The organism is Streptomyces caniscabiei, from assembly GCF_014930365.1.
GTDB classification, from domain to species: domain Bacteria; phylum Actinomycetota; class Actinomycetes; order Streptomycetales; family Streptomycetaceae; genus Streptomyces; species Streptomyces caniscabiei.
This window is the reverse complement of sequence record NZ_JABXWI010000042.1, coordinates 1-14,435: the sequence shown is the minus strand read 5'-3', so window position 1 is coordinate 14,435 and position 14,435 is coordinate 1. Positions and strand designations below refer to the sequence as shown.

Sequence of the window (14,435 nt, the reverse complement as noted above, 5' to 3'; positions counted from 1 at the left end):
TGAAAGCGAACAAGCCCCACGGGGCTTCCCACGTTTCCTAGGCCTACCGTCAAGCCTCAGGTGGGACCAGAACGTCGTGCATCAGCTGGGACCCGACAGCAGGGCAGTGGCCCAGCAACCTGAGAGAGGCACGGATGCCGTGGGCAGGGTCCGGCGGCTCGGACAGCGCGGCACGGAACAACGGCGCGGCAGCAAGCGGGGAGCGGTGACCGAGCACATACCGGACAACGAAATGGGGTCGACCAGCATTCACGTCGGGAACAGGGATCAGGTAGTCGCACTGATCGAGGAGATGCGGGCCATGGTCGTCCGCCTCAGCAGAGAGACCAAGGAACTGCGAGAGGAAGTGGCCCAGCTCAGGACTACGACTTCGACTGCTGCGCTGCCTTCAACTCCTCTACCTCACGGCGTAGTTCCTGGTGATCAGCACTAAGGGCACGGATCTCGTCGCGTAGCGATGTGAGGATGTCGGCGAGGTTGGCCCCGGCGGCTTCAGCGTCGTCGGGCCTTCCCTCTCCTGGCTCTGCCTGGCCCTTCTTCGACAAGTACCAAGCTGGCGCGGTGTAGTTCGCAGAGAACTCGCCCCCACCGTCATGGTCAGCGACGAAGCTCCCTCGGCCATGGATCGTGTAGATCAGGCCCTCGTCGCGCAGCACGTTGAGCGCGGACCTCATCGTCATGTTGGCCACGCCGAAGCGTTCCTGTAGCTCGCGAATGGCCGGCATCTGCTCGCCGGGCTTGATCCGCCCCTGCAAGATGTCGCGCCGAAGCTCGTCGGCAGCGTGCTGATACGGCGGCCGACGGTCCTGCTTGCTCTCTGGCGCGGGGCTCATGGCCCAAGAGTAGCGATTTCTAGCACCCCTAGCACACCCCACTGACATAGGTGGCCTACGTCAGTTGATGTCTAGCTCACCCGATTCACTTGATACTGCTAGGTCAGCTATGTTCAATGGTGATCACGCCCCACCGCCCTGGGTGGAGCGCAGCGAAAGGAACTAACTCCCATGGCACGCATCCGTGTTGGCCTGCTCCCCACCTCGTCGTTCATGGTCGGCACCCTGCCGGTGCCGAAGTACGCGGACCAGGAGAAGACACAGTTCGCGACCGACCGTGAGACCGGCGCGAAGCTCTACACGATCACCCTCTTCTTCATGGAGGAGGACCGCGCCGAGGCTCTGAAGATCACCGTTCCGGAAACGGGCCTGCCCAACGGCCTCCGTCCGGGTGTCCCGGTCATGCCGGTGGAGCTGTTCGCCACTCCGTGGGCGCGGATCTTCAACGGCTCTCTCTCCGACGGCATCGCCTACCGCGCGGGTCGGCTGGACCTGGTGGCCCCGGCGGCCGAAGCGGCGTGAACGACACCGTTCTCCGGTCCGGCGCTGAACGCAGCTACCCGCTGTCTCACGCCGGTCCGGATGCCCGGTTCACCGAAGCACTCGTGCCTTCGGTGACGGCCGTGCTCGTCGGCTATGGCTATGCCCGCCTCGCCACCTCGGCGGATCGGGCGGCCCTCGAATCGGCCCTCGCGGCCTTCCTCTACAACCCGATGGAGAGCCACGCATGAAGGATCCGAACGCCCCGGTGGAAGGGATATTCGGTCACGTCCCGATCATCTTCGCCCTGGTGCTCGCCTCGCTCGTCGGATGGGCAGCCTGGTGGGTAGTCCGCTACGTGCGCGCCGACGCCATGACCCGGCAGTCCATTCAGCAAGCCATACGCGTGCGGTGGGGCTGGAAGCGACTGGCACCGATGCTCAAGCTGTCGGCCACGGACAAGACCCCGAACGCGCTCGCGTCGCTGGCGAACACACAGGGCAAGCCCAACAAGCCGCGCGTCCTCATCCCGGCCCTGAAGGTGAAGCACGACGCGTACGGAGTGATCGCGCGGGCACAGTGCCTGCCTGGAGTTGGACTCCAACAGTTCCAGAAAGCGGGTCCGCACCTGGCGGACGCCTGGCGGTGCACACGAGTAGCGGTCACCCAGGACAAGCCTGGGCAGGTCCTCATCCGGGGTGTGCGACTGGACCCACTGAAGTTCCCCACCGAGCACCACCCCTCGGGCGACGCACCGGAAGAGACGGCCCGGTGGGACCTGGGCCTCGACGAGTACGCGCAACCCGTATCCGTGAACCTCACGCAGGTGCCCGGCGTGACCGTGGCCGGCCTTCCCGGCTTCGGCAAAACCAGCCTGATCAACCGGCTTCTCTCCGACTGGGCACCCTCGCCCGCAGTGCAGTTCGCCTGCGCGGACGGCAAGGTGTCGGCTGCGTACGAAGGCGACTACGCCGAGTGGGTCCAGCGGATGTTCGCCTTCGTGGGCGACGACTTGGAAGAGGCCAACAAGCTGTTCCGGCACCTGGTGGAGCTCCGCCGCGCACGGTCGGCCTCGGTGCGCCAAGTGCTCGGGGTGAAGTCCATGTGGGACGTCGGGCCCTCCGAAAGCTGGCCCTTGGTCGTGCTGATCGTCGACGAAGCCCACACCTACTTCCGCGACCACAAGGGCAGCGACCAGCAGACGAAGAAGCTGGCCGCGCTCGCCGCCGAGAACGCCCGGCTCGTGGAAGACCTGGTGAAGAAGGGCCGGTCCGTGGGTCTGCTCGTCATCCTCACCACGCAGAAGTCCACGGGCGACGCGATCCCCACTTTCATCCGCGACGTCTGCCCCGTCGGCCTGAGCTTCGCGCAGAAGACCGCCGAAGCCGCCGTGGCAGCCCTCGGTGACGAGATCCGGGAGTGGCCGGACGCCAACCCGATCAACCTCCAGGACCCCACCTACGTCGGCGTCGCGTCCATGAACCACCAGTCGCAGCCCGGCTTCACCCGCATCCGCACGCCCTACGTGCCCGACGCGGAAGCGGCTCGCGTCGCCGAGCAGACGGCCAGCCTCACCGCCGACCCGTACGCCCTCCTGGAAGCCCTCCTCGGCCCTCGCATGGCGGACGCGGATCTCACCAAGCTCGACGCCTGAGCAACCGGACCGACCGCGCTCGCACGTTCCTCACGCTCCATGAGAGGAGGTGAAATCCCATGACAGAGGACCGGATCACTCAGCGCACCATCACCGCCGTCATGATCGTCATCGCTGCGCTGGCGTTCGTCTTCTCCTTCGGCAACGTCTGGTCCCTCGCCCTGCGCCTCGGCGTCCCCGGCCCGATCGCACCGCTCATCGCCCCGATGGTGGACCTGTCCGTGGTCGGCCTCCTGGTCGCCCTCCGCTACCTCTCCCTGCGCGGCGTGCCCGCAGACCAGATGACGGCCGCCACCCGCCTCATGCACTTCTCCGGACTGCTGACCCTCGCCCTCAACGTCGCCGAACCGATCGTCGCCGGACACTACGGCCGCGCCGCCGTCGACGCGGTGGCCCCGCTGCTCCTCCTCGGCTGGGGCTCCGTCGGCCCACAGCTCCTACGCGCCTTCCACACCGTTGCGCGCCCTGCCGTACCGGCCTCCCAGCAAGACAAGATCGAGTCCGTACCAGAGACTGCGTCTGACGCGCCCCGCCCTGCGGTGCCGCTCACTACGGCCCCGGCCCCGGTCGCTCCTCCCATCGCCCCGGCGCCCGCTTCGACTGCGGTCAAGGTTCCTGAGCCGCTGCTGACCGAAGCCCGATCCATCGCGATGTCCCACCACACCGAGCACGGCGAACCGATCACGGCGGCCCAGCTCAAGACACGACTCGGGATCGGCCTGCCCATGGCCACCGCGCTTCACGCCGCGCTGTAGAACTCCGCCCTTCCGCCGGCTTCTCCGGCACCTCCCACCGCCGCCCGCCCCTGGGCCCGACTCGCCATGCCTGCGGGCAGCAGCCCGAGCGCACTGAATCGCTGCTGCCCGCAGGTCCTCACCCTCGCGCCAGAGAGGACACCCCGCCACCCATGCGCCGCCCCCTCGACCTGCGCCACGTCATCAGCCCCGGCCTGCGGGACCTGGTCGAACTGGCCAACACCGACGACTTCGACCGCGTGACGGAACAGGTCCGCGACCTTCGCGGCTGCACCAGTCCCGTCAACCTGCACGGCTGGACGATCACCACCGACCAGACCACCAAGCAAGTGATCCGCTCCTACCGCTCCGAGGACGAACCCTCCGGACGCCTCCTCACCACCTGCGGCAACCGCCGGGCCTCCCGCTGCCCAGCCTGCTCCCGCCTCTACGCCGCAGACACCTATCACCTGATCAAGGCCGGACTGTCCGGCGGGAAGAACGTCGCCGAAACCGTCCGCGACCACCCCCGCGCCTTCGTCACCCTCACCGCCCCGTCCTTCGGCCCCGTCCACAACCGCCCCACGACCGACAGGCGCAAGCCCCGCCCCTGCACATGCGGCGAGAGCCACCCCCAAGACGCTCCCGAACTCGGCACCCCACTCCGCCCGGCAAGCTACGACTACACCGGCGCAGTGTTGTGGAACGCGCACGCCGGGGCCCTGTGGGCACGCTTCACGATCTACCTACGCCGTGCCCTCGCCGAGCACCTCGGCATGACGCAGAAGGCACTCAACTCGGCTCTCCGCGTCTCTTTCGCCAAGGTCGCCGAGTACCAGCAACGCGGCCTGGTCCACTTCCACGCGGTCGTCCGCTTCGACGGTCCCGACGGCCACACCACCTCGCCCCCGGCCTGGGCCACCTTCGACGCCCTACGCGTCGCCGTCGGCCTGGCCGTCGAGCGTGCCCGGCTCACGGTCGAGTCGGACGCGGTCGGCGATCGCGTCATCCGGTGGGGCGACCGGTTCAAGGTGGACCAGATCTCGGCCCTGGGTGACGGCGAACTCACTGACGCCAAGGTCGCCGGATACGTCGCCAAGTACGCCACGAAGAACGCCGAGGGCGCGGGCACCGTGGACCGCACCCTCGTATGCCGCCCCTGCGCCGGACGCGGCTACGTACGCGGCCCCGACGGCTTTCGCGACCTGTGCGACGACTGCGACGGCACCGGCCAAGCCGAACCGCTCACCGATCTCCCCGTCCAGCAGCACGCACGCCAGATGATCCGCACTGCATGGGCGCTCGGCCACCTCCCCGAGTTCGCCGATCTCAAGCTTTGGAAGTGGGCCCACATGCTCGGCTTCCGCGGCCACTTCTCCAGCAAGTCACGCGCCTACTCGACCACCCTCGGCGCACTCCGCGACGTACGCCGTGCCTGGCGCACCGCTCAAGCCGAAGCCGCCCGCATCCGCGCCGGCCTCCCCGTCGACGACGAGAACACCACCCTCGTCACCGCCTCGTCGTGGACCTACCTCAGCAGCGGCTACCGCCCCGGCGAAGAGCTCCTCGCCGCCCAGGTCCGCCATGACCTCGCCTGGAGCCAACAGCTCAAGCACGAAAGGGCTCTGCCTGCATGACAACCGCTGTGCTCACCGTGGACCAGGTCGCCGAGCGTCTCGGCATCAGCCGCTGGAAGGTGCACGACCTGATCCGCTCCCGCGAACTCGCCTCCTTCAAGATCGGCCGCTGCCGACGCATCAGCGCTACCGCCGTGGACGCCTACATATCCCTCCGCACCGAACAGGAAGCTGCCTGATGGCCCAGCCGAAGAAGAACGCCAACAACGAGGGCACCATCTACCTTCGCAAGGACGGCCGTTGGGAGGGCAGCGCGTACGTCCTCACGACAGACGGCACGTACAAGCGGCGCAGTGTCTACGGCAAGACCTGGGACGACGCCCACGAGAAGCTCACCAAGCTCAAGGCCAACTCCCTCAGCGGCCTCCCGGTGGCCACCAACAAGATGACCATCGCCGAGTACCTGAAGTACTGGCTGACGCACGTCGCACAGGGCAAGGTCCGCAGGACGACCTACGTCAACTACGAGTCCCTCGTCCGCAACTACGTCACCCCGGACTTCGGTCGGAAGAAATTGGTCCGGCTCACCGCCCGCGACATCCGAGCCTTCCTCGCGAAGACCGCCGTCACCTGCCAGTGCTGCGCGCAGAACAAGGACAAGAAGCGGCCGGAGCACAAGCGGCGCTGCTGCGCCCTCGGCCAGTGCTGCAAGAAGCTCCCCTCTGACAGGACCGTGCGCTTCCTCCTGGTGATCTTCCGGGCCGCCCTCCAGCACGCCGTGCGTGAGGACGAGCTACCCCGAAACGTGGCCCGGAACGTGGAACTGAGCATGGGCACGAAGCGCGAGATCGAACCGCTCACGGCCAGAGAGGGGCGTCAGCTTCTGACAGCGGCCCGCGACAACCGGCTGTGGGCCGCGTACGAGCTGGCGGTCCGCGTCGGGCTGCGGCGGGGTGAGCTGCTGGGGCTGCGCTGGTCGGACGTAGATCTCCACGAAGGTGTCCTCACTGTCCGGCAGGCCCTTCAGCGGGTCGGCGGCGAACTGCTGATCGTCGCGCCGAAGACGCAGCGCTCGGCCCGCCGCGTGGCCCTGCCATCCGAGTGCGTGACCGCGCTCCGTGCTCAGCGCGCGCAGCAGATCGCCGACCAGAAGGCGGCGGGCAACAACTGGACGGGGACGGGGCAGGGCTTGGTCTTCACCACCAGGAACGGCACCCCCATCGAGCCACGCAATCTGAACCGCTCCTTCGAGGCGCTCTCCATCCGGGCCGGCGTCCGCAAGGTCCGCTTCCACGACCTCCGCCACACGTGCGCGTCTCTCCTCCACGAACAGGGAGCCGATGCTCGCATGATCATGGAAGTCTTGGGCCATAGCTCAATCCGCGTGACCATGGACATCTACACCTTTGTACGGCTCGACTCTCAGCGCTTCGCGTTTGACCGCGTGGGCAAGGCCCTGCGGGGACCCGGAGAACTGCAACAACGCTGATGACATTCAGAAGCCCAGCACACTAGATGCCCTGTTGATCATTTCAACAGGGCATCTAGATCCTTTACGACCCAACTGCCCTCCCTAAGGAGTTGGCACACCACCCGTCACTCACGATTACAGCCTGATCGATAATAAGGCCGGTACGAAAATTTGTCGGCCGATCACACTCGTAGTCGTAGAAAAACTACGCCTACCCCACCGGAACTTGATCGGGTGGTTGGATCGTCACCCTTGACTGAGGGATCACACACCCTCACCAAGGAGAATAGGTGGACAGGGTAACCACGATAGTCATCCTCGTCGCAGCATCGTTGCTCGTGCTTGTTATCGTTTACCTCATACTGCTAGCGAAGGGGGCTGACACAACCACCCAAGTTGGCGTGATGGCGATTGCCGTCGGAGTCGTCGCTCTTCTCGCTACATACTTTGTTGCCGCACTCCCAGAGCGCAAAGAGCCTCCCAGCTCGGCTCGCCCTGGGCGCACAGCAGAGCCGTCCCCCTCCAGCACGTCGAGAACCGCCGATCCAAAATCTTCACCCGCTGAAACGTCACAGACCCCTAAGCCGGAGAATAAAAGCAGCAACACAAACGATGCTTCATCCGAGCACTCCAAAGCACCAGATGAGTGGCAGAACATCCGGGCAACCAAAGGCTCCTACAAGGGCCTGTGCATGGAAGCAACAGAAAGCGCCATCGTCACAGCACCTTGCTCTGACAAAAAGGAGCAGCAGTGGAAACTGAGCCGCCGCGGCGAGATCGTTAACCACGGCGGTCGCTGCATGGCCCCGGAAAAAAATGGCGGCGGTGCAACCATGCTGGCACAGGCATGCGAGCAAAGCGATCCGCAAGTATGGGAGTTCCAAGAAGGTCGAGTTTGGTCCGGAGTGCTCTGCCTAACCATTCGCGGACCCAGCACAGCGCCTTCGGCGGACATACAGACGTGGGATACGGTGGAAAAACCCGAACCCGCCGACGAGATGTACTGGACGCTCTCAGAGTGAGCAGCCGAGACTGCACACAGCCACGACACGGCCGGCGCACACAACCGGGCATCCCTACGACGTCACGACCGGGCTCGGCTGCTGGGGGCGCCTGCTCAGCAGTCTGCCTTCAAGCGACTCGGGGACGCATGCGCCATGACGGCAATCAGTCGGATGCGACGGCTACGCAGCCAGCATCCCGGAGCAGCCAGCTCGGCCCCACGTCTGCCTGCCAGGCGGTTGCCGTCAACCACTGCCGTCAACACCAAGACCAGAGGCCCTGTGGATCACTCCACAGGGCCTCTGGTCTGCTGTGCACTCGGCAGGATTCGAACCTGCAACCTTCTGATCCGTAGTCAGATGCTCTATCCGTTAAGCTACGAGTGCTTGTTCTGCTTTCCGTCGGTCCCGGCCCTTTCGGCCCGTTCGCGGCGACAGGAAGAACATTACATGACTGCCGTCGCCATGTGAAATCCGTTTACCGCACCCCTTGTGAGCTGGGAAAACAGCTCGTTCAGGTGGTCTGGAGCGAAGGCGGGAACGACGAAGCCCCGGTCCTGTGGACCGGGGCTTCGGTGATCAAGCGCGGAGGCGGAGGGATTTGAACCCTCGATGGGATTGAAGTCCCAAACCGCATTAGCAGTGTGTTGCCTGTCGTATGACGGTGACGGACGACGCAGGCTCTAGGCGCTCCGCCGCAGGTCACTGCCGCATTGCCGTCTGGCGTGGTTGACCCCTGTCGGAACACCTACGGGCCACTTGGTGCCAGCGCCGTGCCATCAACTGCACGGCGCTGCGCACTACTTCGAGGGGTTCGGACCTGCGCTTTCGTCGCCTTCTTCTGCACCGGCGAGGACGATGCGTCGAACCTGCTGACGGGTGTAGCCAGTCACCTCGCAGATGTCCTTTTGGGGGATCTCGTCCGCGTCGGCCTGCCGGATAGCCGCGGCGAGCTCTTTGCGGAGGATGTCGGCCCGCGTCTCAGCCTCCCTGAACCGGCGCGCGATGTGCTCCAGTGATCGCTTATCCATGACACACAGTGTTCCATTCGCAGTCATGGAACATGACGTTACTCAAGATCAGTGAAGATTACTAGGCCAGAAACCTTTGACAGGGAACACGATGTTCCCTAGAGTGGAGGTGTCGGAAGGGAAACCGGACGACAACGCAAGCGGCCCCCGTCGGTGTTGGAGCACCGAACGAGGGCCTGACGGAATCACCTGCGCTAACAGGAGACCCGCTGATGAAGAAGTCTGCCATCCGCCGCGAGCACCGCACGACCCGCCGTGCCCTTCGAGCCACCCTCCGCCGCCGCTGCGCCGAGACCCGCCTCGCCGCCTCGTGCCGCCGCCGCCCCCGCTCGCTGGCCACCGTCGCGATCGCCGCCGGTGTCGACCGCGACACGGCCGCCGGCACCGCGAACGGCCTCCGCTCCGTCGCGAAGCGCCTCGGCCTCGTCCCCGCCGAGCAGGCCCGCACCCGCCGCACCGTCGCCGGTGGCCGCGCCCGCCAGACCCGCACGGTCTCGCGTTACAGCCTCGGCCAGGTCGGCACCCTCCTCGGCGCGTACAAGCCCCGCAAGCCGGAGATCAAGGCCGCCGTCGCCCTGATCGCCGCCTTCGCCGCCGCCGCGTAGCAGCCGCTCCGTAACAGCGCCGGTCCGGGCGCGGGCGAGGAACCCCGCCCCGGCCGGCGCACCGCCCCAAGAACTTCAGCCACAGATCAGCCAGCGGAGAAAGGCACCACCGTGCTCAACACCGACCAGATCCAGGCCCCCACCAGCAACGTCTTCGGCGTGATGGCCACGCCCGCCGCCCTCGCGCCCTGCCTCAACGCCGACCAGCACCGCAAGCCGCTCATCAAGGTCGACCTGACCCACCCCCGCATCGACGCGCTCCTCGCCGACGAGCCCGCCCTCTGCCACGTCTACCCGGGTCTCTGCACCACCCGGGACGGCGAGCAGTTCGACGACGTCGACGAGAACGGCCGCCACATCGACCACGGCAGCGACGCCATCGGCGTCCCCGGCCTCGAAGTGGAGGGCGACCCGGAGATCTGGGCCAACTTCATCCACCTCTCCGCCAGCACCCCGAAGATCGGGTTCATGGGGCACGACCTCACCCCGGAGCAGGCCCGTACGAAGGCGCGCGAGCTGCGCCAGTTCGCCGACGAGCTGGACGACCTCGCCGATCAGACGGCCACCGCCTGCGCCCTGCACGACGTGCGCACGGTCCGGGAGACCGCCGGGCCCGCGTTCGCCTGCATCCTCACGATCGTCGAGAACGCCATCGTGCGGGACGGCGCCCACCCCGCCGAGGTCTTCGAGCGGGTCCTGGAGCTGATGAACCAGGCCCGCGACGCGGCGTAACCCGCCACACAGGACGGCCCCGGGCTCAGCGACGCAACCGCTGGCCCGGGGCCTGGATCCGAACCCCTGAGCAGACCAGGAGTCAGACCTTGACCAGCACCGTACCCAGCTACGGGCCCCCGTCCACCCCGGCCCTTCCCGAGCCGTCCGACCTGGCCGTCGCCGCCCGTGTCGCGCAGCTGCTCCTCGCCGAGCACCAGCACGTTGACCACGCCGACCTGTTCGCCGTGAACCGCGCGCACGGCGCCCTCGCCGAGGCCCTCCGGATCCTGCTGCGCGCGGTCGGTGCCGAGTCGTCGCGTACGCCCGTCGCCGAGCTGCACCGGCTGTGCCGTGACGACTACGCCAGCAGCGCCGACCGCCGCGCCCAGCACCACCGCGACGACGCGCAGCTGACCGAACACGGCGCCGAAGCCGTCGCCGCGAGGGTGGAGTCGCCCGTCCGCTGCCCGGCAGCGCACGGCGACGACCCCACCCCCTGCAGCGGGCCGCCCACCGTCACCATCCTCGACGCCACGAACGCCGGCGCCCGCGGCTGCGAGCACCACGGCGCCCGGCTCCTCGCCAGCCTCGACGGCGGCCGCGTCTACGGCCTCCCCGACGCCGCGCCCGGCACCGCGATCCGTGTCTTCAAGGCCGCGCAGGGTGTGCGCCCGTTCCCGTGGATTGACGGGCCGCGCACCCGCCCGGAGCAGCTGTCCCGCGACGAGGTCCGCGCGAGGGGTGAGCAGCAGTGACCGAGCCCCGCCCGATCACCCTCCCCACAGTCGACCACGGCGAGATCACCCTCACCTGCCCGGCCTGGTGCACCGGTCACACCGACCACCACCCGGGCACCTACCGCGCCGACCTCACCCACTACGGGCTCGAGCATCGGCTGACGTTCAACGGCTCGGAGTTGTTCCGGCTGATGCTGGCGCAGACCCCGTACGCCGACCGCGCCAGCCGCGACACGTGCGCGTACGTCGAACAGTCCGGCTACACCGGCTCCCTCACCCCGGCCAGCCTCTACGACCTGGCCGCCGGCCTCGACCACGCCGCCGACCGGATGCGCGAGTTCGCCGACCGGCTCGCCGTACTCCTCGACGGGAGCAGCCAGTGAGCGGCCGTTCCCGTATCGCCCGCCCGACCGAGGTGGCCGCCATCCGCGCGGCCGCCCGGTCCGGCCGGCGACTCCCGCCCGTCCCCGCCCTGATGGCCGCGCTGCTCGTCGCGAACGAGCGCCGTGACCGTGAAGGCGTCCAGCTCTGCGCGCACCGCGTCGTACGCGCCGCCGCCCCCATGGAGGTGGGCGAAGCATGAACCGTCTGAAGAAGGCCGGCACGTGGGCGCTCCCCGCCCTGCTGACCGTCATCGCCGTCGTCTGGGCCGTCGTCGCCATCGGCGGCATCCTCACCACCCTCGCCCACCCCGGCTTCGCGTACTCCGTCGCCGTCTTGTTCGACGCGGTGTGGCTGTACGCCCTCGGCATGGAGACGGCGCACCGCCGGCAGGGCACCAGCGCCCGACTCCCGAAGGTGCTCGGCTGGATCTTCCTGCCGCTGACCGTCGCCGTCCTCGCCGTCCACGGCGTCCTCGCCGCCGACCTTCTCACCGCAGTCGTCGGCGCCCTGGTCCCGGTCCTCGCGAAGACCACGCTCGTGATGGCGATCGACCGCGACACGACCCGTATCAGCCCGCGAGCGCAGTCGGCGATCGACCGGACCCGCGCCACCACCCGAGACAAGATCGCCGTCTCCCGCGCCCTGGCCACCGCACGGGCCGACGAGACGAAGGCCGCCGCCGGCATCGTCAAGCACACCCGCCGAGCGGAAGCGGAAGCCACCACTACCGTTCACCAGGCCCTCGAAGCGCACGCCGAGATTATCGACCAGCACCCCGTGCCGGACTGGCACACCGACCTTCCCGCCCTCGTCTCCGACCGCGAGCTTGAGGCCCTCCTCGCGGGGGGTGTGCCGGACGACGAAACCGCAGGCGGCACGGGGGGATTCGCCCTCACTGAAGCCCCCGTGCCGGTCACGCCGTGCCAATCCGGCACGCCCTCCCTGGAAGGGCCGCAGAACGCGAACCTGCGGGCCGTGGCGATGCTCGCCGCCGAGTTGTACGCCACGACCCCGCCGCCGTCGAAGCGGAAGTTCCGGGAGGCCATGCGGGAGGCCATGAAGGCCCGTGGCCTGACCGGCGGGTGGGACGTGGTCGACGCCCTGTACAACCGTGAGAAGACGCTCGCCGAGGACGGTGAGACGTCATGAAGGCTCTCGCCCTGGGTGCCGTTCTCGCCCTCGTCTGGCTGCTGTTCGGGTCGCCGCTGGTGACCATCACGGCGGTGCTGCCCGTCCTCGTCGAGCCGGTCGTCCTCGGCTTCGCCGCCGGCGTCCTCGCCCGTCCCCACCTCACCCGAGGGAGGACGACGTGAGCGAGATCGAGAAGGCCGCCCGCGACGCCGTCGAGGCCGCCGACAACACCGAGACGGTCCGCCTGATCGCCGCCGTCCTCCAGGCGCAGCAGCTGCAGCAGCCGCCCGCCCCGGCGCCCGCCCCGGTACAGCGCCCGTACGGCGCGTACGTCGCGGCCGGTATCGGCGGCGCGGTCGCACTCACCGCCCTCGCCATGGCCGCCGCACTCCTCGCCGTCGCCGTCGCCGTCGGCGCGGTCTGCGCCACGGTCTGCCTGCTCGTCCTGAAGAACCTGCTCGACGACTACCAGAAGAGGAACTGACCCATGGCCGACAACCCCGACATCCGCTTCGCCGACTTCACCACGACGGAGAAGCTGCGAGTCGTCGCCCTGCACGCCCGCATGGGCAAGCGCGGCCTCGCCGGTGACGGCGTCGACATCAGCGACCTGAAGCGCAAGGTCGAGCGCATCGAGCGCCAGGCGCTCCGCCGCAAGAACAAGAAGTAGCCACGCCCCGGGGACGGCCCCAACTGTCCAGGCCACGGCCGCCCCCGGGCCCCGGACCGCCCAAACTGAACGACCGGAGAGACCAGCATGACGGACACCGTCGTACCCGCCGACGTCGACACCACCGAGCCGCCCACCGCGCCCGTACCCGTCGACAACCCGAACCTGCCCAAGCCCGGCGTCACCGACGAGAAGCGCCGGCCGATCCTCCCCGTCTGGCTGAAGGACCGCACCGAGTTCGCCACGGCCGCCCGCCACACCAGCGCTCGCCTCGGCTACGCCGCCGCCTATCACGGGCTGCGCTCCCCCTGGTACGCCGTGCAGCTGGCTGCCATGGCGCCCCGTGGCGCCTGCCGTTTCGTCGTCGAGACGAACCGGTGGCTGTGGGACCGCGAGGCCGCACCGCTCCGCGGGCACGCCGTCCGTACCGAGGACGTCGAGGAGTACCTCCACCTTGCCCGGCTGCGCGGCAACCGCGTCCGCCTCCGTGGCCTGGTCACCGTCGTCGCCACCGTGTTCGGCCTCGGCTTCGCGCTCTGGCTGTACGTCATGGCGCCCGCGTACCTATGGGCGTTCGCCGCTGGCGGGGTGCTCACCCTCGGGTACTTCGGGCAGCAGCCCGACGCCCCGGTCATCGGCCCGGCCGTCATGCGCACCGAGTTGCAGAAGCTCACCGGCACGATCGTGCTGCGCGGCCTCGACTCCATCGGCAACCCGAAGATCTCCGCCGCCATCAAGAAGGGCGGCGACATGGACGGCATGCGCTTCACCAGCGAAATCGTCCGCGACGGGCCCGGCTACCGAGCCGACCTCGACCTTCCCTACGGCGTCACCCCCGACGACATCATGGAGAAGCGCGAGCAGCTCGCCTCCGGCCTGCGCCGCAAGGTCGGCTGCGTCTGGCCCTCCGGCGACGAGAACGAGCACGAGGGCCGCCTGGTCCTGTGGGTCGGCGACAAGCCGATGAACGAGACTTCGAAGCCTGCGTGGCCGCTCCTCAAGGACGGGCAGGTCGACCTGTTCAAGCCCATCGTGTTCGGCAACGACCAGCGGATGCGGTGGGTCGAGGTCACCCTCATGTTCGCCTCGATCGTCATCGGGTCCATCCCCCGCATGGGCAAGACGTTCCTGCTCCGCCTGCTGCTGCTGATCGCCGCCCTCGACCCGCGGGCCTGGCTGCTGCCGTTCGACCTGAAGGGCACCGGCGACCTCCGCGCCCTCGAGCCCGTCGCCCACCGCTACCGGGCCGGCGAGGAGGACGACGACATCGAGTACATCCTCCACGCGCTCCGCGAGGTGAAGGAGGAGCTGCGGCGCCGCGCGAAGGTCATCAAGGGCCTGCCGCACGCCCGCTGCCCCGAATCGAAGGTCACCCCGGCCCTCGCGAACGACAAGAGCCTCGGCCTGCACCCC

General features: G+C 68.3%; 19 protein-coding genes, 1 tRNA gene and 1 pseudogene. 18 read left to right on the top strand and 3 right to left on the bottom strand.

The window, feature by feature from the left end; genetic code table 11:
* Nucleotides 1-362: 362 nt before the first annotated feature.
* Nucleotides 363-833 (bottom strand): GntR family transcriptional regulator, encoded by a 471-nt coding sequence (locus tag HW837_RS47600; RefSeq protein ID WP_193382230.1) that lies wholly within the window; start codon nucleotides 831-833, stop codon nucleotides 363-365.
* A gap of 171 nt (nucleotides 834-1,004) precedes the next feature.
* On the opposite strand from HW837_RS47600, the gene HW837_RS47595 reads away from it, so the two are divergent.
* The 8 genes from HW837_RS47595 (at nucleotide 1,005) to HW837_RS50225 (ending at nucleotide 7,771) form a co-directional block, all read left to right on the top strand.
* On the top strand, nucleotides 1,005-1,355 hold the full coding sequence (locus HW837_RS47595; protein WP_006381100.1) for an SCO3933 family regulatory protein: 351 nt from the start codon (nucleotides 1,005-1,007) through the stop codon (nucleotides 1,353-1,355).
* Nucleotides 1,352-1,564: a hypothetical protein gene (locus HW837_RS47590; protein ID WP_193382231.1), complete on the top strand. Its 213-nt coding sequence runs from the start codon at nucleotides 1,352-1,354 to the stop codon at nucleotides 1,562-1,564. Before HW837_RS47595 ends, HW837_RS47590 begins: the two co-directional genes overlap by 4 nt.
* Complete coding sequence (locus HW837_RS47585; RefSeq protein ID WP_193382232.1) at nucleotides 1,561-2,967, top strand: FtsK/SpoIIIE domain-containing protein; 1,407 nt, start codon at nucleotides 1,561-1,563, stop codon at nucleotides 2,965-2,967. Before HW837_RS47590 ends, HW837_RS47585 begins: the two co-directional genes overlap by 4 nt.
* A 59-nt stretch (nucleotides 2,968-3,026) precedes the next feature.
* Nucleotides 3,027-3,722, top strand: a complete 696-nt coding sequence (locus HW837_RS47580) for a DUF2637 domain-containing protein (protein ID WP_193382233.1) — start codon at nucleotides 3,027-3,029, stop codon at nucleotides 3,720-3,722.
* Between the two features lie 152 nt (nucleotides 3,723-3,874).
* Nucleotides 3,875-5,338 (top strand): replication initiator, encoded by a 1,464-nt coding sequence (locus HW837_RS47575; protein WP_193382234.1) that lies wholly within the window; start codon nucleotides 3,875-3,877, stop codon nucleotides 5,336-5,338.
* Nucleotides 5,335-5,517, top strand: a complete 183-nt coding sequence (locus HW837_RS47570; RefSeq protein WP_037725985.1) for a helix-turn-helix domain-containing protein — start codon at nucleotides 5,335-5,337, stop codon at nucleotides 5,515-5,517. Before HW837_RS47575 ends, HW837_RS47570 begins: the two co-directional genes overlap by 4 nt.
* A complete protein-coding gene (locus HW837_RS47565; protein ID WP_193382235.1) occupies nucleotides 5,517-6,767 on the top strand; it encodes a site-specific integrase in 1,251 nt (416 codons plus the stop codon). Before HW837_RS47570 ends, HW837_RS47565 begins: the two co-directional genes overlap by 1 nt.
* A 272-nt stretch (nucleotides 6,768-7,039) precedes the next feature.
* A complete protein-coding gene (locus HW837_RS50225; RefSeq protein WP_193382236.1) occupies nucleotides 7,040-7,771 on the top strand; it encodes an RICIN domain-containing protein in 732 nt (243 codons plus the stop codon).
* A 293-nt stretch (nucleotides 7,772-8,064) separates the two neighbouring features.
* Here HW837_RS50225 and HW837_RS47555 read toward each other — a convergent pair.
* Together HW837_RS47555 and HW837_RS47550 are read right to left on the bottom strand one after the other, a co-directional pair.
* Nucleotides 8,065-8,137 (bottom strand) — tRNA-Arg (locus HW837_RS47555).
* Nucleotides 8,138-8,550: 413 nt separating this feature from the next.
* Nucleotides 8,551-8,781 carry a hypothetical protein gene (locus HW837_RS47550; protein WP_193383582.1) on the bottom strand — a complete coding sequence of 77 codons (231 nt, stop codon included), beginning with the start codon at nucleotides 8,779-8,781 and terminating at the stop codon, nucleotides 8,551-8,553.
* 212 nt (nucleotides 8,782-8,993) lie between these two features.
* Between HW837_RS47550 and HW837_RS47545 the strand changes: the two genes are divergently transcribed.
* The 10 genes and pseudogenes from HW837_RS47545 to HW837_RS47500 all read left to right on the top strand — a co-directional run.
* Nucleotides 8,994-9,386: a hypothetical protein gene (locus HW837_RS47545; RefSeq protein ID WP_193383581.1), complete on the top strand. Its 393-nt coding sequence runs from the start codon at nucleotides 8,994-8,996 to the stop codon at nucleotides 9,384-9,386.
* 111 nt (nucleotides 9,387-9,497) lie between these two features.
* Nucleotides 9,498-10,118, top strand: a complete 621-nt coding sequence (locus HW837_RS47540; RefSeq protein WP_193383580.1) for a hypothetical protein — start codon at nucleotides 9,498-9,500, stop codon at nucleotides 10,116-10,118.
* An 89-nt stretch (nucleotides 10,119-10,207) separates the two neighbouring features.
* Nucleotides 10,208-10,855 (top strand): hypothetical protein, encoded by a 648-nt coding sequence (locus HW837_RS49485; RefSeq protein ID WP_237270736.1) that lies wholly within the window; start codon nucleotides 10,208-10,210, stop codon nucleotides 10,853-10,855.
* Entirely contained in the window at nucleotides 10,852-11,220 is a 369-nt protein-coding gene (locus HW837_RS47530) for a DUF6907 domain-containing protein (RefSeq protein WP_193383579.1), read from the top strand. The genes HW837_RS49485 and HW837_RS47530 overlap by 4 nt, the downstream gene beginning before the upstream one ends.
* Nucleotides 11,217-11,420, top strand: a complete 204-nt coding sequence (locus tag HW837_RS47525) for a hypothetical protein (protein WP_193383578.1) — start codon at nucleotides 11,217-11,219, stop codon at nucleotides 11,418-11,420. Before HW837_RS47530 ends, HW837_RS47525 begins: the two co-directional genes overlap by 4 nt.
* Nucleotides 11,417-12,370, top strand: coding sequence for a hypothetical protein (locus HW837_RS47520; RefSeq protein WP_193383577.1), 954 nt, complete (start codon nucleotides 11,417-11,419; stop codon nucleotides 12,368-12,370). The genes HW837_RS47525 and HW837_RS47520 overlap by 4 nt, the downstream gene beginning before the upstream one ends.
* Nucleotides 12,367-12,534: a hypothetical protein gene (locus HW837_RS47515; protein ID WP_193383576.1), complete on the top strand. Its 168-nt coding sequence runs from the start codon at nucleotides 12,367-12,369 to the stop codon at nucleotides 12,532-12,534. Before HW837_RS47520 ends, HW837_RS47515 begins: the two co-directional genes overlap by 4 nt.
* Nucleotides 12,531-12,836, top strand: coding sequence for a hypothetical protein (locus tag HW837_RS47510; protein ID WP_193383575.1), 306 nt, complete (start codon nucleotides 12,531-12,533; stop codon nucleotides 12,834-12,836). The genes HW837_RS47515 and HW837_RS47510 overlap by 4 nt, the downstream gene beginning before the upstream one ends.
* 3 nt (nucleotides 12,837-12,839) lie before the next feature.
* The gene (locus HW837_RS47505) at nucleotides 12,840-13,022 is read left to right on the top strand and encodes a DUF6257 family protein (protein ID WP_193383574.1); all 183 of its coding nucleotides are present in this window, start codon (nucleotides 12,840-12,842) and stop codon (nucleotides 13,020-13,022) included.
* A gap of 87 nt (nucleotides 13,023-13,109) precedes the next feature.
* Nucleotides 13,110-14,435, top strand: a pseudogene (locus tag HW837_RS47500) (cell division protein FtsK); the annotation flags it as partial.